The organism is Cupriavidus sp. 10L45 (assembly GCF_056395225.1).
This window is the reverse complement of sequence record NZ_JBFTJC010000016.1, coordinates 16,588-36,430: the sequence shown is the minus strand read 5'-3', so window position 1 is coordinate 36,430 and position 19,843 is coordinate 16,588. Positions and strand designations below refer to the sequence as shown.

Genomic DNA, 19,843 nt, shown 5'->3' with positions numbered 1-19,843 from the left:
TTCTCCTTGGGTCCCATTGGGTGCTTAGGGTGCCGTGTTGTAGCTGCGCGGCCGGCCTCCGGTGCGCATCACGGACCGGCGTTGGCAGCACCGCTCCGTTCCTCGGTTGCGCGGCGGGGTCGGGATCGCCGGCCCCCACCGCACGCATCGACAACCGATCAACTAAGGACTTGCTTAATACTTAGCCGATCGTCATCAGACTTGCATTGCCGCCCGCAGCCGCCGTGTTGACGGACAGCGAACGCTCGATCAACAAACGCTCCAGCGCGACATTCGGTTCACCGTGAGCCAACCCCTGCACGCCGACGATGGGACCGTGCCGCTGGGCCACCTGTTCGCAGACGGTACGCAGCTGGTCGGAATCGCCGTGGTGCAGCACCGCGTCGAAAGCGGCGTCCGCGGCCTGCGCATCTTGCCAGTTGGCGGCCAGGCGGACGCGCGATTGTACTGCCTGGGGCAGGCGCGACAGCAAGCCCTTGTTTGCAGTGGTGTCTGGCCACAACGCCTGGGCGCCCACGGCCAGGACGGCGGCCAGTTGGGTGAGCAGGTCGGCCTCTTGCTGGGCCAGGCACAGTACCCGCTCGCGCGGCAGCAGCGAGTAGGTATTGCGCTCGCCGGTGGGGCCGGGCAGCGTCACGGCCAGGCCGGACGGGCTCGCCTCGGCAAAGCGGTCGCAGGCGGCGGCCAGTTCGGGTTGCGAGCCCTGCGCCCACGCCTTCAGCGCGGCCAGGCCGGACGAGACCGGCGCGACCTGTGCCCCGCCATTGGTATCGGCGCCGCGCACGGTACGCGCCACGGCGTCCTGCGGGCACACCGACAGCAGCCGGTGCAGGTAGAGCGGGCCGCCCGCCTTGGGGCCGGTGCCGGACAGGCCCTCGCCACCAAACGGCTGCACGCCGACCACTGCACCCACAATGTTGCGATTCACGTACAGGTTGCCCACATGGGCACGATCCACGATGCGGGCGATGGTTTCGTCGATCCGCGTATGGATGCCCAGCGTCAGGCCGTAGCCGGTGCCGTTGATCTGGTCGATCATCGTGTCGAGCGCGGCGCGCGGGTAGCGCACCACGTGCAGCACCGGGCCGAAGACCTCGCGTTGCAGTTCTTCAAGGCTTTCCAGCTCGATCAGCGTGGGCGGCACGAAGGTGCCGTGGCGGCAGGCGGCGGACTGCGCGGCGCCCGGATCGGCCTGGTGCACGCGGCGGCCCTTGGCGCGCATCGCCTCGATATGGCGGACGATGCCGGTACGCGCTTCGTCGTCGATCACCGGGCCGACGTCGGTCGAGAGGCGGTCCGGGTTGGCCAGCGTCAGCTCGCCCATCGCGCCCTTGAGCATTTCCAGGATGCGGTCGGCCACGTCTTCCTGCAGGCACAGCACGCGCAGCGCGGAGCAGCGCTGGCCCGCCGAGTCGAAGGCGGAGGACACCACGTCCGCCACCACCTGCTCGGCCAGCGCGGACGAATCCACGATCATCGCGTTCTGGCCGCCGGTCTCTGCGATCAGCGGAATCGGACGGCCGGCGGCGTCCAGGCGGCCGGCGACGTTGCGTTGCAGCAGGCGCGCCACCTCGGTGGAGCCGGTGAACATCACGCCCTTGACGCGGGCATCGCCCACCAGCATGGCGCCTACGGTCTCGCCGCGGCCCGGCAGCAGTTGCACGGCACCAGCCGGCACGCCGGCCTCGCGCAGCAGGCGCACGGCCTGGGCGGCGATCAGCGGGGTCTGCTCGGCCGGCTTGGCCAGCACCGGGTTGCCGGCGGCCAGCGCGGCGGCCACCTGGCCGGTGAAGATCGCCAGCGGGAAGTTCCACGGGCTGATACAGACCACCGGGCCTAGCGGGCGATGGGTATCGTTCGAGAAGCCGTCCCGCACCTGCACCGCGTAGTAGCGCAGGAAGTCGACGGCCTCGCGCACTTCGGCAATCGCGTTCGAGAAGGTCTTGCCGGCCTCGCGCATGATGGTGCCCATCAGCGACTGCATCTGCGCTTCCATCAGATCGGCGGCACGCTCCAGGGCGGCGGCGCGCACCTCGGGCGGCGTGGCCTGCCAGATCGGCGCCACGTTGACAGCGGCGGCCAGCGCGGCCTCGATCTCATCGGGCGTGGCTTCGCTGACGTGGCCCACCACGTCGCGGTGGTCGGCCGGGTTCAGCACCGGGGCGAACACGGCGTCGGCGCGCGACACATCGCCGCCCAGCAGCGGCTCGGCACGCACGGTGTCGCTGGTGCCGGCCAGCAGCGCCGACGACAACGACGCCAGCCGATGCTCGTTCGACAGATCGATACCGATCGAATTGGCGCGCGACTTGCCATACAGCGCGCGCGGATGCGGGATGCGGGGGTGGGGCAGGCCGAGCGTGCCTTCGGTCTTGTGCATCTGCTCGACCACGGCGACCGGGTCGGCCACCAGTTCGTCGAGGGCGATGGTGTCGTCGGCAATGCGGTTCACGAACGACGTATTTGCGCCATTTTCGAGCAGGCGGCGCACCAGATAGGCCAGCAGCGTCTCATGCGTGCCCACCGGCGCGTAGATCCGGCAAGGCCGGTTGAACTTGCCCTCGGCGAGGGGGCCCACCACCTGGTCGTACAGCGGCTCGCCCATGCCGTGCAGGCACTGGAACTCGTACTGGCCGGGGTAGTAGTTCTGGCCGGCAATCTGGTAGATCGCCGAAAGCGTGTGCGCGTTGTGCGTGGCGAACTGGGGATAGATCGCATCGGGCACGGACAGCAGCTTGCGCGCGCACGCGATGTACGACACATCGGTATAAACCTTGCGCGTATAGACCGGGTAGCCCTCCAGGCCATCGACCTGCCCGCGCTTGATCTCGCTATCCCAATAGGCGCCCTTGACCAGGCGGATCATCAGGCGGTGCCGGCTGCGCCGCGCCAGGTCGATCACATAGTCGATCACGAACGGGCAGCGCTTCTGGTAGCCCTGCACCACGAAGCCGATGCCGTTCCAGCCGGCCAGATCGGGTTCGAAGCAGAGGCGTTCGAGCAGGTCGAGCGAGATTTCGAGGCGGTCGGCCTCCTCCGCATCGATATTGATGCCGATGTCGTACTGGCGCGCCAGCATCGTCAGGGACTTCAGGCGGCCGTAGAGTTCCGAGATCACGCGCTCGTGCTGGGCGCGGCTGTAGCGCGGATGCAGCGCGGACAGCTTGATCGAGATGCCCGGGCCCTCGTAGATGCCCCGGCCGCGCGAGGCCTGGCCGATGGCGTGGATGGCCTGCTCGTAGGAGGCCAGGTAGCGCTGGGCATCGGCCTCGGTCATGGCGGCTTCGCCGAGCATGTCGTACGAGTAGCGGAAGCCTTCGGCCTCGTATTTCCGGGCGTTGGCGAGCGCCTCGGAGATGGTCTCGCCGGTCACGAACTGCTCGCCCATCAGGCGCATGGCCATGTCCACGCCCTTGCGGATCAGTGGCTCGCCGCCCTTGCCGATGATGCGCGTCAGCGCCTTCGACAGCCCTGACTCCGTATGCGTGGCCACCAGCTTGCCGGTCAGCAGCAGGCCCCAGGTGGCGGCGTTGACGAACAGGGACGGGCTCTGGCCCAGGTGCGACTGCCAGTTGGCGCCGCTGATCTTGTCGCGGATCAGCGCATCACGCGTGGCCTTGTCGGGAATGCGCAGCAGCGCTTCGGCCAGGCACATCAGCGCCACGCCTTCCTGTGACGACAGCGAGAATTCCTGAATCAGGCCCTGCACCAAGCCTTCGCGGCCGGTGCCCACCTTCTGCTCGCGCAGGCGCTGGGCCAGCGTCTTGGCCATCTTGATCGCGGCGTCGGCCTGTTGCTGCGGCAGGCGGGCCTGTTCCAGCAGCACCGGCACGCAATCGGTTTCCGGGCGACGATAGGCCGAGGTAATCGCGGCGCGCAGCACGGACTGCGGCTGGATGCTCTGGGCGAATTCGAGGAACGGCTGCGGGGCGGCATCGCCCGGTTGCACCTCGGTGTCACCGCCCTCGGCGTCTGCGCCGGCGCTGAACCCGCCTTCGTGCGGCAGATGGCCGCGTTCGACCTGCTCCAGATACGTGAAGATCGCCTGCTTGATCAGCCAGTGCGGGGTACGGTCGATCGATTGGGCAACGCGTTTGAGGCGGTCGCGCGAGGCGTCGTCGAGCTTGACGCCGAGGGTGGTGGTGGCCATGCGAGCAGTTCTCCGAAAAGCGGGGGGAAGCGGCCACGCGGTCCGCGCGCGGTGCGCACGCGAGCCCCGGCCGCTTCAGGGCTGCCGCGATATTACCCTCGGAAAATTGCGAGGTGCAACCTAGTGCAACCCCTTAGCCTGCGAAGGGGTGCGACGGTTGCACCACTACAACACTTTGCACGCCGTCTAGATCCGCAGCGGGTCGATCTCCAGCTGCCAGCGCACCCCCTTCACGGCGCTGCCGACCTCGCCAAATGTTTGCACCCACTCGCTCACAAACCGTTGTAAAACCGGGCGCGCGCTCGCTTCCACCAGCATCTGCGCCCGCTCCTTGTTGAAGATGCGCACCATCGACATCGGCACCGGGTCGTGGAGTTGCACCTCTGGCGCCAGCGCACAGGCATCGGCCCGTTCGCGCGCGGCCTGGAGGAAGGCCAGCGCCCGTTCGAGCTGGCCGTGCTCGGCCGTGACCAGCACCTGGTACGCGAACGGCGGCAGGCCGGCCTGACGGCGCTCGCGCAGTTGGCTGGCGGCAAATCCATCATAGTCATGCCGGACCAGCGCCTGCAACGCCGGGGCGTCCGGGTAACGGGTCTGGATCAGGACTTCGCCCGGCAGCCCGGCCCGGCCCGCGCGGCCGGAGACCTGCATCAGCGACGCGAACAGGTGCTCGGCGGCGCGGAAGTCGTGACTGAACATCGCGGCGTCCGGATGGACGATGCCGACCAGCGTCACGCGCTGGAAGTCGTGGCCCTTGGCCACCATCTGCGTGCCAACCAGGATGTCGACCTCGCCCGCGTGGACTTCGTCGAACATCGCCTGCGCGGTGCCCTTGCGGCGCGTGGAATCGGCGTCGATCCGGGCGATGCGGGCGTCCGGGAAGCGCGTGGCGAGGGCCTCCTCGATGCGCTGGGTTCCGCGCCCAAGTGGCGCAATGTCGACATTCCCGCAGTCGGGGCAGTGATGCGGCACCGGCGATTCCAGCCCGCAGTGGTGGCAGCGCAGCCGGCGCTCCGGCCGGTGCAGCACGAGGTACGCCGAGCAACGCGGGCAGCCGGAGAGCCAGCCGCAGCTATCGCAGGCCAGCACCGGCGCATAGCCGCGCCGGTTCAGAAACAGCAGGCTTTGCTGGCCGCGCTCCAGCCGTTGCTGAATGGCGTCCAGCAGCGGCACGGACAGCCCTTCGAACAGATGGCGCTGACGCTGCCGTTCATGGTTCAGGTCGATCAGCCGCACCGTGGGCAGCGCGGCGTCTGCCTGGGCGCGCTCGCGCAGCACGAGCTTGCGGTAGGCGCCCTGCTCCGCCCGATGCCAGGTCTCCATCGACGGCGTGGCGGAACCCAGCACGATGCCGATCTTCAACTGGTTGGCTCGCCAGACGGCCAGATCGCGCGCCGAGTAGCGTAACCCTTCCTGCTGTTTGTATGACGTATCGTGCTCTTCATCGACAACGATCAGCCGCAGGTGCGGCATCGACGCCAGCACCGCCATCCGCGTACCCAGAACGATGCGCGCCTCGCCGCGATGGGCGGCCAGCCATTGCAGGCTGCGCTCCTGATCCGCCAGCCCGCTATGGAGCACGGCCAGCGGCTCGTGCGGGAAGCGGGCGGCGATGCGCGCCTGGAGCTGCGGCGTGAGATTAATCTCAGGCACGAGCATCAGGATCTGTGCGGCGGGGTCGGCGGCCAGCAGGCTCGCCATGGCGTGCAGGTAGACCTCGGTCTTGCCACTGCCGGTCACGCCGTGCAGCAGGAACGGCGCAAAGCCTTCGGCGCTGCCGATGGCGTCCACGGCCTGCCGCTGCTCGTCGTGAAGGGGGGGGGCGACGGAGGGCGGCTGGTCTGGCGCAATATCGAGCAGCCTGCGGGCCGCAATGGACGATTCGATCCAGCCGGCGGCCTCCCATTCGGCCAGCCGGGCCGGGGCGGCGGTGCAGAGCGCGCGGGCGTCGGTCAGGCCGATCCAGTCCGGCGTTGCGGCCAGGGCGGCAGCCAGCGCGTGGGCGGTGCGGGCGCGCGTGGGCACGGCGGCGAGCAAGGCGTCGCCCTGCCCGTCGCGTACCCGGTACTGCGTGCTTTGGGCGCGCTGGCCGAGGCGGTCCCACGTCTCGGCCTCGCGCAGGGAAGGCGGCAGCGCGGGCAGCATGACCTCGCCCAGCCGCCGGTGGTAATAGCGCGCCGCGAAACGCGCCAGCGCCATCCATTCGGCATTCACCGGGGGCATCCAGCCGATATGGCGCTCCACCGGGCGCAGGCGGTCTGCAGGCACATCGCTGCTGTCGGCCATCTCCACGGCCACGCCGACCATGCTGCGGCGGCCGAATGGCACCACGACAAGGTCACCCGGCGCCACATCGTGCGCGGCGACGTAGTCGAAGCAATCGTCAGCGGGCGTATCGAGCGCAACGCGCACGATCGGCGCTGGTGCAGGGGCGGGATCGGCTTCCAATGTCTGTGATGTTTGCGCGACGTGGAGCGCCGGGGCGGTCATCGACGGACCCCCGACTGGTGCAGTCCAGATGCGCAATCGTTGTGCATGCGACGCATGGTCGACACCATGAGAAAAGTCTGTGTGCGGCGCAACATCAACTTAAAGTAAAACTTCAAATGTGACCCTAAGTCGATGATCCATGGATGGTTTTCCACTTCCCCCGAAGTGCCTGTGGATAACTTTGTTGAAAAGTCGCTCCATCTTCCCCGGAAGGCGCTTGAATCCAAGGTTCCATCGCTGTCGCGGGCTCGCTTGAAGAAGATTCAAAGTCTTATGAATCAAGGACTTGCGAAGACCCCCCAACTGAGTTAAGGGGTAACCCGCTCGTGCACTGCCGCAAACCTATCAGTGTGCATAAGTCAAGCCTTGACAACGACCCATCGGCACCTTTTTGGAGACAAATCAAAAAATAGTTTACTTGACAGCCCTTGCCGTGAGCCTCCCCGTGCACAAGGCCGGCGCACGGGCCCGCGTCGCTGCGACGCGGGGTATTTCAAACGGCCGGGAGCCTGTGTTAGCGCGCGCCGCGCAGGGTGCGACTGTAACGATGCACTTCGTCCACCAGCACGGAAACACTCTCGGGCGGCGTGAACTGCGAGATGCCGTGGCCGAGGTTGAACACGTGGCCGTCGCTGCCACCGCCTGCCCCGTAGGTGTCGAGTACGCCACGCACCTGCTCACGAATGGCGGCTTCGGGCGCGAACAGCACCGTCGGATCGATATTGCCCTGCAACGCCACCTGGCCGCCCGTGCGGCGACGGGCCTGGGCGAGGTTCACGGTCCAATCGAGGCCGATGGCATCCGGGCCGATCTCGGCGATCTGCTCGAGCCAGTGGCCGCCGCCCTTCGTGAAGACAATCGCCGGGATTTGCTGGCCCTCGTGCTCGCGCTTGAGGCCGGCCAGCACGCGGCGCATGTATTCGAGCGAGAAGCGCTGGTACATGCCGTCGGCCAGCGCGCCGCCCCAGGTATCGAACACCATGACGGCCTGGGCGCCTGCTTCGATCTGGGCGTTCAGGTAGGCGGACACCGCCTGGGCGTTGATGTCGAGGATGCGATGCATCAGGTCCGGGCGGCCGTACATCATCGCCTTGACCGTGCGGAAGTCGTCCGAGCCGCCGCCTTCGACCATATAGCAGGCCAGCGTCCACGGGCTGCCCGAGAAGCCGATCAGCGGCACGCGCTGGCGGCCGTCCTGGATCAGCGCGCGGCGGATCTCGCTCACGGCATCGAAAACGTATTGCAGGGAAGCCATGTCCGGCACGGCGAGCTTGGCCACATCCCCTTCCGTGCGCAGCGGGTGCGCGAAACGCGGACCTTCGCCCTGGGCGAACGACAGGCCGAGGCCCATCGCGTCCGGCACGGTGAGGATGTCCGAGAACAGGATCGCGGCGTCGAGCGTGTAGCGATCCAGCGGCTGAAGCGTCACTTCCGTCGCATAGGCGGGATTCTTCGCCAGCCCGAGGAAGCTGCCGGCGCGGGCGCGCGTGGCGTTGTATTCGGGGAGGTAGCGGCCCGCCTGGCGCATCAGCCACAGCGGCGTGTACTCGGTGGGTTGCCGGCGCAGCGCGCGCAGGAAGGTATCGTTCTGCAATGCGGTCATGGTCATCCTCTCAAGACCGCCATTCTAAGGGATGCCCGCCGCCACACGGTGTCCGGGAAAGGTGTCATGCCTCGTCGAAGATGCCGACGAAGGCTTGCGCGGCGCGGCGCATCCACTCGCGGGCGCGCGGCGCGTCCGGCTGCAGGCGCGCGAAGCCGTGGGTCATACCGCTGGCCTCGATCGTGACGACCGGGGCGTCGTGGCGCACGAGAAAATCGGCGTAGGCGAGGCCGTCATCGCGCAATACGTCGTTGGCGGCGACCAGCACCACGCTGGCCGGCGGCGGCCGCGAGGGCGCGGTGGCCATCAAATGGATGCGCGGGTCGGTGGTCTCGGGGCCACGCACCAGGGCATCGACGCCGATGAATTGGGTCCAGAACCAGGCCATCTCGTCACGCGTCAGGCCCGGACCGTCGGCGAAGGCGCGGTAGCTCTCCGTGGTCAGCACCGGTGCGGTGACCGGATAGATCAGCAGCTGCGCGTTGACGACCGGGGCGCCGGCGGCGGCATTGACCTCGCGGGCGGCCACGGCGGCGAGGTGCGCGCCCGCGCTGTCGCCGGCCACGGCGAGGAAGGTCGGATCGACGTCGAGCGCCTCGCGCATTGCCGCCAGCGCGCGCACGGCGCCGATCGCGTCATCGCACGGCGCAGGAAAAGCGTGTTCAGGCGCGAGCCGGTAATCGACGCTGGCCACCACGCAACCCGTGTCTTCGGCCAGCAAGGCGGCCACCGTGTGGTGGGTGCGCGGCGAGCCAACCACCCAGCCGCCGCCATGGAAATAGACGATCAGGCGTGGGGGTTCCACATCGGCAGGACGGAACAGGCGCACAGGCAGCGACGCCGTGCCGGTCTCGATCGTGATGTCGGTAACGGCCATGCCCGCCGGGTCGTCGATTAACGACTGCGCGGCCACCTCGTCGAAGCGTGCGCGGCGCGCGGACGCATCAACGGGTACGGGCTGGCCGGCGTATTGCTCGGCCATGCGTTGGTAATAGGCGAGAATCTGGGGGTCGATGGCCATGGCGCGTCGTGGAAAATCTGAACTGGCGCCAGTGTAATCGCCCGGCGGAGGGCGACGAAGGAAACAAAGCGGCGAAGGGTGCGCTTGAACCGTATCGAATCGTAACGCTAGAGGCGCTACCGAACACAGTTTTAAAGCGGGAGTTTTCTTTATCCCCCAAAAGTGGGGAGTACGGATTATGCATTCGCAGAAAACCTAATGCATTCAGTAGCCTAGCGCTTAAATGTCTTAACATTGGCTTGCCGGGGCTGCGGCGATCCGTGTGCAGATTGGGCCTCGATCGGCGCATAAAAGCGTCTAAAACGCCGGTTTCTTACTCGCCGGGCTTTCAACTACTTGCAAAACGATACATTTTGTTACTGCCATCCCCAGAAGTTTCCCCCACAATGCATTGACACACCGAAGCGCTGGTGTGAAGTGTCCCCACCCGTAAAGCATTGAAAAATAAGGGGATGCGGAAGAAAGCCTGAAGAGTTTGCTTGGCAGTATCCCGATTTTCCGGACCAGCAAGTCAGAACTTGCCGATCCGGAGCACCAGGAAAGACCGATCGGCGCGTGGCTTGAGTTTCCCCGGACGTGATGTCGGAGACCTCGCCAAGGATGCGGAGAGAAGACTCCGATGCGCTCGTGAGTAAATCCTGGACCGAACCCGTTCCTTCGAATTGACCCCTCGAAGGGATTTTCCCGTCCGCGCGGAGCCTCCCCGGCCCGCGCGCTTTTTTTTGTGGTCCAGGCAGGAAAATATAGCGCCCGTCGAACAAAAAAGGCAGCCACATGGCTGCCTTTTTCCATGGCGCACCGAAAAAACAACAGGTGCGCCAGTCCTACTTAACTGCTTACTTCTTACGACGCAGACGGGCGATGGCAGCCAGCTGCGCAGCGGCCACGGCCAGCTCGCTTTGTGCGCGCGCCAGGTCCAGGTCGCTGCCCTGGTTCTGCATCAGTTCCTCGGCCGCACGCTTGGCGTCCTGCGCCTTGGCTTCGTCCAGATCGCTACCGCGGATGGCAGTATCGGCCAGCACAGTTACGTGCTTCGGCTGGACTTCGAGAATACCGCCGGCAACGAATACGAACTCTTCGCTACCGTCTTCCTTCTCGATGCGCACCGCACCCGGTTGGATGCGGGTGATCAGCGGCGTGTGGCCCGGCAGAATACCCAGTTCACCCGTCTCGCCCGGCAACGCCACGAACTTCGCCTGACCGGAGAAGATCGACGCTTCCGCGCTGACGACGTCTACAAGAATGGTTGCCATATCAGATCCTTTCTCCTGAAAGCGTTAGCTTCCCGATACCAGGAAGCAAGTTTTCGCCTCCACGCGGGCCGCGGCAGTTGCCACGGTGCATGAAGGCGAAACCCACCGCTTACTGGAGCTTCTTGGCCTTCTCGAAGGCTTCGTCGATCGAACCGACCATGTAGAACGCCTGTTCCGGCAGGTGATCGCACTCGCCATCCACCAGCATCTTGAAACCACGGATGGTTTCCTTCAGCGGCACGTACTTGCCCGGCGAACCCGTGAACACTTCGGCCACGTGGAACGGCTGCGACAGGAAACGTTGGATCTTACGGGCGCGGGACACAGCCAGCTTGTCTTCCGGCGACAGTTCGTCCATGCCCAGAATCGCGATGATGTCGCGCAGTTCCTTGTAGCGCTGCAGGGTCTGCTGTACACGGCGGGCCACTTCGTAGTGCTCCGTGCCGACGACTTGCGGATCCAGCTGACGCGACGTGGAGTCGAGCGGGTCAACGGCCGGGTAGATACCCAGCGCTGCGATGTCACGCGACAGCACCACGGTCGAGTCCAAGTGCAGGAAGGTCGTGGCGGGCGACGGGTCGGTCAAGTCATCCGCAGGCACGTACACGGCCTGGATCGACGTGATCGAGCCAGTCTTGGTCGACGTGATGCGCTCCTGCAGCTTGCCCATTTCCTCGGCCAGCGTCGGCTGGTAGCCCACGGCGGAAGGCATACGGCCCAGCAGTGCGGACACTTCGGTACCGGCCAGCGTGTAGCGGTAGATGTTGTCCACGAAGAACAGGATGTCGCGGCCTTCGTCACGGAAGCGCTCAGCCATCGTCAGGCCGGTCAGCGCCACGCGCAGACGGTTGCCCGGCGGCTCGTTCATCTGGCCGAACACCATGGCCACCTTGTCGAGCACGTTCGAGTCCTTCATTTCGTGGTAGAAGTCGTTCCCTTCACGGGTACGCTCGCCCACGCCGGCGAACACCGACAAACCGCTGTGCTGCTTGGCGATGTTGTTGATGAGCTCCATCATGTTCACGGTCTTGCCCACACCGGCGCCGCCGAACAGGCCAACCTTACCGCCCTTTGCGAACGGGCAGACCAGGTCGATCACCTTGATGCCGGTTTCCAGCAGGTCCACCGACGGCGACAGTTCGTCGAACTTCGGGGCCTTCTGGTGGATGCCGCGCAGCTCGTCAGCCTGGATCGGGCCGGCTTCGTCGATGGGACGACCCAGCACGTCCATGATGCGGCCCAGCGTACCGTGGCCCACCGGCACGGAGATGGCAGCGCCAGTGCTCTTGACCGGCATGCCGCGGCGCAGGCCGTCGGACGAGCCCAGGGCAATCGTACGCACCACGCCGTCGCCCAGCTGCTGCTGCACTTCGAAGGTCAGGCCCTTCTCGGCAAACGACGAGTCGCCGGATTCTTCCAGCACGAGCGCCTCGTACACCTTCGGCATTGCGTCACGCGGGAACTCGATGTCCACCACGGCGCCAATGCACTGCACAATATTTCCGATACTCATTTCGTATCTCCGATAGCTTGAATACTTGACGCCTTAGACCGCAGCGGCACCGCTGACGATTTCCGACAGTTCCTTGGTGATCGCTGCCTGACGGGTCTTGTTGTAGACCAGTTGCAGTTCGCCGATCACGTTCTTGGCGTTGTCGGAAGCAGCCTTCATGGCCACCATGCGCGCCGATTGCTCGGACGCCATGTTCTCGGCMACGGCCTGGTACACCAGCGCTTCGACGTAGCGGACGAGCAGCTCTTCCACCACGGTCTGGGCGTCAGGCTCGTAGATGTAATCCCACGAGTAGGCACGCTTTTCGTCTTCGGTCTGGCTGAGCTTGTCGGCTGCCAGCGGCAGCAGTTGCTCGACCATCGGCTCCTGCTTCATCGTATTGATGAACTTGGTGTACGCTAGGTACACCACGTCGACCTCGCCATTGGCGAATGCGTCGAGCTGGACCTTGATCGCGCCGATCAGCTTTTCCAGATGCGGGGTGTCACCGAGGTGCACCACATGCGAGACCACCTTGGCGCCAATGCGGCCCAGGAACTGCATGCCCTTGGTACCGATCGCGGTCGCTTGTACGTCCACGTTGCGGCCCTGCAGGGTCTTCAGTTCGTTGGTCACCGCGCGCAGCACGTTCGTGTTCATGCCGCCGCACAGGCCCTTGTCCGTCGTCACCACGATCATGCCAGCGCGCTTTACATCGCGGGCCTGCATGAACGGATGCTTGAACTCGGGGTTGGCCGTAGCCAGGTGCGCCGCGATATTCCGCACTTTCTCGGCGTAGGGGCGGGCATTCCGCATCCGTTCCTGCGCCTTGCGCATCTTGGACGCGGCGACCATCTCCATCGCCTTGGTGATCTTGCGCGTGTTCTGCACGCTCTTGATCTTGGTTCGAATCTCTTTCGTTCCGGCCATATCTTCCTCTCCATTCGTTTCGCGCCGCGCCACCGTTACTCCGGGCGCGCGGCACGATCCGTGGAATTACGCGGTTAGAACGCGGCGGACTTCCTGAAATCCTCGATCGCGGCACGCAGTGCGGCCTCGTCGTCCTTCGACAGATCCTTGGTATCTTCGATGCGGTTGACGAGATCGGCGAACTTGGTCTTCAGGTGGTCGTGGAGGCCCTTCTCGAACGGCAGGATGTCCTTCACGTCCACGTTGTCCAGGAAGCCATTGTTCGCGGCGTACAGCGACGCGGCCAGTTGCCACACTTGCAGCGGCTGGTACTGCGGCTGCTTCAGCAGTTCCGTCACGCGGCGGCCGCGCTCCAGCTGCTTGCGGGTGGCATCGTCCAGGTCCGAGGCGAACTGCGCGAACGCAGCCAGTTCACGGTACTGGGCCAGGTCGGTACGGATACCGCCGGACAGCTTCTTGATGACCTTGGTCTGGGCAGCACCACCGACGCGCGACACCGAGATACCGGCGTTGATAGCGGGGCGGATACCGGCGTTGAACAGGTCGGTTTCCAGGAAGATCTGGCCGTCGGTGATCGAGATCACGTTGGTCGGCACGAAGGCGGACACGTCGCCAGCCTGCGTTTCGATCACGGGCAGCGCGGTCAGCGAGCCGGTCTTGCCGGTCACGGCGCCGTTGGTGAACTTCGACACGTAGTCTTCGTTCACGCGGGCAGCACGCTCAAGCAGACGCGAGTGCAGGTAGAACACGTCGCCGGGGTAGGCTTCGCGGCCCGGCGGGCGGCGCAGCAGCAGCGACACCTGGCGGTAGGCCCAGGCTTGCTTGGTCAGGTCGTCATAGACGATCAGCGCGTCTTCGCCGCGGTCGCGGAAGTACTCGCCCATCGTGCAGCCGGCGTAGGCGGCCAGGTACTGCATGGCGGCCGAGTCCGAAGCGGCAGCGGCCACGACGACGGTGTATTCCATCGCGCCGTGCTCTTCCAGCTTGCGCACCACGTTGGCGATCGTCGAAGCCTTCTGGCCGATTGCCACGTACACGCAGAAGACGCCCTTGCCCTTCTGGTTGATGATGGCGTCGACAGCCACGGCGGTCTTGCCGGTCTGGCGGTCGCCAATGATCAGCTCGCGCTGGCCACGGCCGATCGGCACCATCGCGTCGATCGACTTCAGGCCGGTCTGCACCGGCTGGCTCACCGACTGACGTGCGATCACGCCCGGGGCCACCTTCTCGATCACGTCCGTTTCCTTGGCGTTGATCGGGCCCTTGCCGTCGATCGGCTGGCCCAGCGTGTTCACCACGCGGCCCAGCAGTTCGCGTCCCACCGGCACTTCCAGAATGCGGCCGGTGCACTTCACCGTGTCGCCTTCGGAAATGTGTTCGTACTCACCCAGCACCACGGCGCCCACGGAGTCACGCTCCAGGTTCAGCGCCAGGCCAAAGGTGTTGCCGGGGAATTCCAGCATCTCGCCCTGCATCACGCCGGACAGGCCGTGCACGCGGCAGATACCATCGGTCACGGAGATCACCGTGCCGGTGTTGCGCACTTCAGCGTCGGCGCCAAGACCCGAGATGCGGGACTTGATCAGCTCGCTGATTTCTGAGGGGTTCAGTTGCATCACAATGCTCCTAATTCTTCAATCCGTCGGCCGTTGCGGTCAGGCGGTCAGCGCGGCTTGCATGGCGGCCAGGCGCGCGCGCACGGAGGTGTCGAGCACTTCGTCGCCGACCTTGACGCTCACGCCGCCGATCAGGGACGGGTCCACCGCCACCTGTGCGTACAGCTTGCGGCCGAACTTGCGTTCGAGTGCGGCGACCAGTTCGTTGACTTGCGAGGTCTCCAGCGGGAAAGCGCTGGTGATCTCGACGTCGGACGACCCCTCGCGGGCGTTCTTGAGCGCATGGAACTGTTCGGCGATTTCCGGCAGCACCGTCAGGCGGTGGTTCTCCGCCAGCAGGTTCACGAAGCGGCGTGCCTCGTCGTTGACCGGGCTCTTCAGCACCGACTGGAACACTTCCGCCAGCTTCTGGGCGGAAACGTTCGGATCGTCGGCAAGCGCCTTCATGTCGGGATTGGCAGCAACCTGCCCCATCTCCGACACCAGTTCGGACCATGCACCCAGGTTGCCTGCACCGGCTTCGCTCGCGACGCGGAACAGCGCCTCGGCGTAGGGACGGGCAATGGTTGCGGTTTCAGCCATGATTAGAGCTCAGCCTTGAGTTGATTGAGCAGGTCGGCGTGCACCTGCGCGTTCACTTCACGCTTGAGGATCTGCTCGGCGCCCTTCACGGCCAGCGTGGCGACCTGGTCGCGCAGCTGTTCGCGAGCGCGGGTCACTTGCTGATCCGCCTCGGCCTTGGCCTGGGCGATGATGCGTGCGGCTTCTGCCTGGGCGTTCTGCTTGATCTCGTCGGCCGTCAGCTGGGCGCGCTTCTCGGCGTCAGCGACGCGTTGAGCACCCTCGGTGCGGGCTTCGGCCATAGCCTGGTCCACACGCTTGTTAGCGAGTTCGAGCTCGGCCTTGCCTTTTTCGGCAGCGGCGAGGCCATCGGCGATCTTCTTTGCGCGTTCGTCGAGCGCCTTCACCAGCGGCGGCCAAATGAATTTGGCAACAACCCACCACAGGATGAAGAACACGACCATCTGCGCAAAAAACGTTGCGTTCAGATTCATGGTGTGTTCCTTTCGGTAATCAAACTACAGATAAATGCACAAGGGCGGCCAGGCCATCGGACTGAGGCCTGCGCCGCCCGTCAGCATCATGCAGACCGAAAAGACTTACTGAATGACAGCCAGCAGCGGGTTGGCGAAGGCGAACAGCATTGCAACACCCACGCCGATCAGGAATGCCGCGTCGATCAGGCCAGCCAGCAGGAACATCTTGGTTTGCAGCGGGTTCATCAGCTCGGGCTGACGTGCGCATGCCTCGATGTACTTACCGCCCATCAGGGCGATACCCAGGCAGGCACCGATGGCGCCCAGACCGATGATGATGCCGATGCCGATAGCGGTCAGACCCTGGATGTTGGCGAGATATGCTTGCATGATGACTCCTTTAAATTGAGAGAGACTTAGAACCAAAAAACCAAAAAACCAAAAACCTTGAAATCAGTGGTGATCGTGAGCCTGGCCGATGTACACCAGCGTCAGCATCATGAAAATGAATGCCTGCAGCAGCACGATCAGGATGTGGAAGATGGCCCAGACGGCGCCAGCAATCACGTGACCGACGAAGCCCAGCGCGGACAGGTCGCCGCTGAACGTCCAGATCGAACCCAGCAGCGCGATCAGCAGGAACACCAGTTCGCCGGCGTACATGTTGCCGAACAACCGCATGCCGAGCGAGACGGCCTTGGCCAGGTATTCGATGACGTTCAGGATCAGGTTGAACGGGGCCAGGTACCACTTGGCGCCGAACGGGGCCGAGAACAGCTCGTGCATGAAGCCGCCCACGCCCTTGATCTTGAAGCTGTAGTAGATCATCAGCACCAGCACGGCACAGGACATGCCCAGCGTGCCGTTCAGGTCGGCAGTGGCCACGGCGCGGTGGTGCGGCAGGTGGATGTGGAACACGCCCAGCAGGTGGTTCAGGCCGGTGACCCAGTCCACGGGGATCAAGTCGATCGCGTTCATCACGGTGATCCAGCAGAACACCATCAGTGCCAGCGGGGCGATCCACGAGCGGTCGCCGTGGATGATGCCCTTGGCCTGGTCGTCCACCATCTCGACGATCATTTCCACGAAGGCCTGGAAGCGGCCCGGCACGCCAGGCGTCACGCGGCGCGCGGCGGCGTAGAGGAACGAGAGTGCGAGCACGCCGCACAGGACGGACCAGAACACCGTGTCATAGTTGATGACACTGAAATCGACCACGGAATGCTGCTTCCCGCCGATCGAATTCAAGTTCTGCAAATGTTCGGCGATATAGCCTGAGGGTGTGAGCGTATGCCCTGCGCCTTGCGTAGCTTCTGCTGACATGTCGTTGCGAACCGTATATTGCGAAATGGATAGGTACTGGCCCCCGCTCTGGCGGAAGCCCGGTACGCGTCTTGCATGGCCTTCGGTCACGTGACCGGTCACCGCCAGGCAAGCCGCCTCGTTGTTCTGGGCAAACCTTGCTCACGCGGCACTGGCCCCTTCGTGGGCCCGCCGCGCGTGAAACTGAAACCTCTTGATATTCCGGAGGGGTGCCTCATTTGAATCGGCAGCCGACCCTTGCATCCGGCCACCGCTTCAGGAATCCACTCAGCGAATCGCGAGTGCCACCCAATATGTCTTCAGCGCCAACAGGAACGTGACCAGCATCGGTACCCAGCGCAGATCGCGGTACAGCACCACCACCAGCACGAACAGTGCGACGGTGCCGAAGACCTTGATCGCCTCGCCGGCCACCAGGCCGCCGACCGACGGCTGCCCGCGCGACATCCACAGGCGCAGCGCGAAGAAACCGCTCGGCACGAAACACACCGTGCCGCCAAAGAACGCCGACCAGCCCGACGCCGCCTGCTCCTGCGCGAACACCGCCCAGGCCAAGGCCGACAGCAGCGTCACAACAACCTGCGCCATCACCACCCTGGCTGGTGTCATCCGCGACGGGCGCAGCGCACGCTCGCCCAGCAGCGTCACCGCATCGGCACGCGATAGCGGATCGACAGCCTGTTCTTCATTCGCGCCATCATCGCCCCAGTCATCATCCCGATCGCTCCAGTCGTCGTAACGACGAGCGGTATTCGGTTGATCCGGAGACGCTGCACGGTCCAGCGAAGGGTCTTGCTGTCGGTCTCGTACCACCACCTGCCTAGCCTCGTTCCAGGCCGGAACTTTTCGGGTCCGGCCAGAATTCAAACCGCACGATTCTACGGGGAATCCACGAGACGAGTCAATCTGCTTTCAGTTAGCTTGCAGCATGTTGCGCACAACGGTTGCTATCACGCCTCCATGATGGCTGGCGGGATATTGCGCGGCAATGACGCAAGACGTAATTGGATTGCGCGCGCAACGGGCCGCATGATGGCGATTTGACCTGCGCGCGAGCGGTGCACCCTGCCCTTCGACGGTGCAAGCCGTTCGGTTATCGCGCAGATTGTGGGAAGCGCCGCGACGGACATCGCGGCATTGTCGCAACAGGCCGACAACCGCGTGCCTCCGGGGCACAAAGCGGTTGCCGTAACGCGCGGATGACGCTAGGCCACGCGCTGGCCGTCCGCAGGCTCGCGCAGGCGGGTGAGCACGCCGTCGAGGGCGTCGTTACTGGTGAAGTGGATCGTCAGCTGACCCTTGCCGCGCGCGCCGAGCTTGATCTGCACGGCCAGGCCCAGCGTATCGGACAATTCTTCTTCCAGGCGCGCCACGTCACGCGTGCCGTTGCCGGTCTTCTGCTTGAGCGACTTGAGGTCGAACGGCTTGAGCGTCGACGTGACCAGCTTCTCGGTCTCGCGCACCGACAACCGCTTGTTGACGATCTGGTTGGCGAGCGTGATCTGGTTGGCGCCGTCGACGGCCAGCAGCGCGCGCGCGTGACCCATGTCGAGATCGCCCGCCATCAGCATCGTCTGCACGGGATTGGCCAGGTTCAGCAGGCGCAGCAGGTTCGACACCGCGCTGCGCGAGCGGCCGACCGACTCGGCGGCCTGCTCGTGCGTGAACTGGAATTCGCGGATCAGCCGCATGATGCCCTGCGCTTCCTCGAGCGGGTTCAGGTCTTCACGCTGGATGTTCTCGATCAGCGCCATCGCGGCGGCGGCCTCGTCGGCCACGTCCTTCACGAGCACCGGCACCTTGTCCAGGCCCGCGATCTTCGAGGCGCGGAAGCGGCGTTCACCAGCGATGATCTCGTAGCGGTCCGGCTCGGCCACACGGCGCACGAGGATCGGCTGCATCAGCCCCTGCGCGCGGATGCTCGCGGCCAACTCCTGCAGCGCACCCTCGTCCATGCGCGTGCGCGGCTGGTACTTGCCCGGCTGCAGCTGTTCCAGGCGCAGCACGGTGGGCGCGCCCTCCTGCTTCGCGGTCTCGACGATCTCGGCGGGGCCGCCCAGCAGTGCCTCCAGTCCACGGCCGAGGCCCTTCTTCTTCGCGGTACTCATGGTCGCCATCCTTCTATCCTAATCCGCGACGCTCAACCGAGCTGCCGCACGCGCGCGATCATCTCCGCGCCGAAATCGAGATACGCCTTGGCGCCCTTCGACGCGGCGTCGAACGCCACGCCCGGCATGCCATAGGACGGAGCCTCGGCCAGCCGCACGTTGCGCGGAATCACGGTCTTGAACACCTTGTCGCCGAAGTGGGCCTCCAGCTGCGCCGACACCTGCTGCTGCAGCGTCACGCGCGGGTCGAACATCACGCGCAGCAGGCCGATCACCTTCAGCTCGCGGTTCAGGTTCGCGTGGACCTGCTTGATCGTGTTGACGAGGTCCGAGAGGCCCTCCAGCGCGAAGTACTCGCACTGCATCGGCACGATCACGCCGTGCGCGGCGCAGAGGCCGTTCAGCGTCAGCAGGGACAGCGACGGCGGGCAGTCGATCAGCACGAAGTCGTACTCGCCATCCACCTCGGCCAGCGCCTGCTTGAGCCGGCGCTCACGCTGGTCCAACTCGACGAGTTCCACCTCGGCACCGGCCAGTTCGCGGTTGGCGGGCACCACGTCGTAGCGGCCGGACTCGGAACGCTGGCGCGCCTGCTGCACCGTCGACAGCCCCACGAGCACCTGGTACACGCTGTGTTCGAGCGACTGCTTGTCGATGCCGGAGCCCATCGAGGCATTGCCCTGCGGATCGAGGTCCACCAGCAACACGCGCTGCCCCTGCGCAGCCAGCCCGGCGGCCAGATTCACCGTGGTGGTGGTCTTGCCCACACCGCCCTTCTGGTTGGCGATCACGAATACCTTGGCCATAGGCGCTTGCTGCT

General features: G+C 65.2%; 15 protein-coding genes. All 15 read right to left on the bottom strand.

Annotated features, from left to right (window positions below; all coding sequences use genetic code 11):
- Window positions 1–181: 181 nt before the first annotated feature.
- The gene (gene putA / locus AC1DFU_RS24470) at window positions 182–4,150 is read right to left on the bottom strand and encodes a trifunctional transcriptional regulator/proline dehydrogenase/L-glutamate gamma-semialdehyde dehydrogenase (RefSeq protein WP_441593515.1); all 3,969 of its coding nucleotides are present in this window, start codon (window positions 4,148–4,150) and stop codon (window positions 182–184) included.
- Window positions 4,151–4,336: 186 nt separating this feature from the next.
- A complete protein-coding gene (locus tag AC1DFU_RS24465; protein ID WP_441593514.1) occupies window positions 4,337–6,640 on the bottom strand; it encodes a primosomal protein N' in 2,304 nt (767 codons plus the stop codon).
- Window positions 6,641–7,154: 514 nt separating this feature from the next.
- A complete protein-coding gene (hemE, locus tag AC1DFU_RS24460; protein WP_441593513.1) occupies window positions 7,155–8,243 on the bottom strand; it encodes a uroporphyrinogen decarboxylase in 1,089 nt (362 codons plus the stop codon).
- A gap of 64 nt (window positions 8,244–8,307) precedes the next feature.
- Window positions 8,308–9,264 (bottom strand): alpha/beta hydrolase, encoded by a 957-nt coding sequence (locus AC1DFU_RS24455; RefSeq protein WP_441593512.1) that lies wholly within the window; start codon window positions 9,262–9,264, stop codon window positions 8,308–8,310.
- 836 nt (window positions 9,265–10,100) lie between these two features.
- Entirely contained in the window at window positions 10,101–10,517 is a 417-nt protein-coding gene (locus AC1DFU_RS24450; RefSeq protein ID WP_092300321.1) for a F0F1 ATP synthase subunit epsilon, read from the bottom strand.
- Window positions 10,518–10,626: 109 nt separating this feature from the next.
- Window positions 10,627–12,030, bottom strand: a complete 1,404-nt coding sequence (gene atpD / locus AC1DFU_RS24445; RefSeq protein ID WP_092300324.1) for a F0F1 ATP synthase subunit beta — start codon at window positions 12,028–12,030, stop codon at window positions 10,627–10,629.
- A 33-nt stretch (window positions 12,031–12,063) separates the two neighbouring features.
- Window positions 12,064–12,939, bottom strand: coding sequence for a F0F1 ATP synthase subunit gamma (gene atpG / locus AC1DFU_RS24440; RefSeq protein ID WP_092300327.1), 876 nt, complete (start codon window positions 12,937–12,939; stop codon window positions 12,064–12,066).
- Window positions 12,940–13,013: 74 nt separating this feature from the next.
- Window positions 13,014–14,555: a F0F1 ATP synthase subunit alpha gene (gene atpA / locus AC1DFU_RS24435; RefSeq protein ID WP_092300331.1), complete on the bottom strand. Its 1,542-nt coding sequence runs from the start codon at window positions 14,553–14,555 to the stop codon at window positions 13,014–13,016.
- Window positions 14,556–14,594: 39 nt separating this feature from the next.
- On the bottom strand, window positions 14,595–15,137 hold the full coding sequence (locus AC1DFU_RS24430; protein WP_092300334.1) for a F0F1 ATP synthase subunit delta: 543 nt from the start codon (window positions 15,135–15,137) through the stop codon (window positions 14,595–14,597).
- Window positions 15,138–15,139: 2 nt separating this feature from the next.
- Window positions 15,140–15,610, bottom strand: a complete 471-nt coding sequence (locus AC1DFU_RS24425; RefSeq protein WP_092300337.1) for a F0F1 ATP synthase subunit B — start codon at window positions 15,608–15,610, stop codon at window positions 15,140–15,142.
- Window positions 15,611–15,715: 105 nt separating this feature from the next.
- Window positions 15,716–15,982, bottom strand: a complete 267-nt coding sequence (gene atpE, locus AC1DFU_RS24420) for a F0F1 ATP synthase subunit C (protein ID WP_092138471.1) — start codon at window positions 15,980–15,982, stop codon at window positions 15,716–15,718.
- Window positions 15,983–16,045: 63 nt separating this feature from the next.
- Window positions 16,046–16,915 (bottom strand): F0F1 ATP synthase subunit A, encoded by an 870-nt coding sequence (gene atpB, locus AC1DFU_RS24415; protein ID WP_092300340.1) that lies wholly within the window; start codon window positions 16,913–16,915, stop codon window positions 16,046–16,048.
- Between the two features lie 267 nt (window positions 16,916–17,182).
- Window positions 17,183–17,731 carry an ATP synthase subunit I gene (locus AC1DFU_RS24410; RefSeq protein WP_092300343.1) on the bottom strand — a complete coding sequence of 183 codons (549 nt, stop codon included), beginning with the start codon at window positions 17,729–17,731 and terminating at the stop codon, window positions 17,183–17,185.
- 389 nt (window positions 17,732–18,120) lie between these two features.
- Complete coding sequence (locus AC1DFU_RS24405; protein ID WP_092300434.1) at window positions 18,121–19,023, bottom strand: ParB/RepB/Spo0J family partition protein; 903 nt, start codon at window positions 19,021–19,023, stop codon at window positions 18,121–18,123.
- A gap of 32 nt (window positions 19,024–19,055) precedes the next feature.
- The gene (locus AC1DFU_RS24400; RefSeq protein ID WP_092300345.1) at window positions 19,056–19,829 is read right to left on the bottom strand and encodes a ParA family protein; all 774 of its coding nucleotides are present in this window, start codon (window positions 19,827–19,829) and stop codon (window positions 19,056–19,058) included.
- Between the last annotated feature and the right edge of the window lie 14 nt (window positions 19,830–19,843).

Excerpts from the sequence above, each read along its gene's own strand:
- putA (WP_441593515.1), bottom strand. The coding sequence starts at position 4,150 with ATGGCCACCACCACCCTCGGCGTCAAGCTCGACGACGCCTCGCGCGAC.
- AC1DFU_RS24465 (WP_441593514.1), bottom strand. The coding sequence starts at position 6,640 with ATGACCGCCCCGGCGCTCCACGTCGCGCAAACATCACAGACATTGGAA.
- hemE (WP_441593513.1), bottom strand. The coding sequence starts at position 8,243 with ATGACCGCATTGCAGAACGATACCTTCCTGCGCGCGCTGCGCCGGCAA.
- AC1DFU_RS24455 (WP_441593512.1), bottom strand. The coding sequence starts at position 9,264 with ATGGCCATCGACCCCCAGATTCTCGCCTATTACCAACGCATGGCCGAG.
- AC1DFU_RS24450 (WP_092300321.1), bottom strand. The coding sequence starts at position 10,517 with ATGGCAACCATTCTTGTAGACGTCGTCAGCGCGGAAGCGTCGATCTTC.
- atpD (WP_092300324.1), bottom strand. The coding sequence starts at position 12,030 with ATGAGTATCGGAAATATTGTGCAGTGCATTGGCGCCGTGGTGGACATC.
- atpA (WP_092300331.1), bottom strand. The coding sequence starts at position 14,555 with ATGCAACTGAACCCCTCAGAAATCAGCGAGCTGATCAAGTCCCGCATC.
- AC1DFU_RS24430 (WP_092300334.1), bottom strand. The coding sequence starts at position 15,137 with ATGGCTGAAACCGCAACCATTGCCCGTCCCTACGCCGAGGCGCTGTTC.
- AC1DFU_RS24425 (WP_092300337.1), bottom strand. The coding sequence starts at position 15,610 with ATGAATCTGAACGCAACGTTTTTTGCGCAGATGGTCGTGTTCTTCATC.
- atpE (WP_092138471.1), bottom strand. The coding sequence starts at position 15,982 with ATGCAAGCATATCTCGCCAACATCCAGGGTCTGACCGCTATCGGCATC.
- atpB (WP_092300340.1), bottom strand. The coding sequence starts at position 16,915 with ATGTCAGCAGAAGCTACGCAAGGCGCAGGGCATACGCTCACACCCTCA.
- AC1DFU_RS24405 (WP_092300434.1), bottom strand. The coding sequence starts at position 19,023 with ATGAGTACCGCGAAGAAGAAGGGCCTCGGCCGTGGACTGGAGGCACTG.
- AC1DFU_RS24400 (WP_092300345.1), bottom strand. The coding sequence starts at position 19,829 with ATGGCCAAGGTATTCGTGATCGCCAACCAGAAGGGCGGTGTGGGCAAG.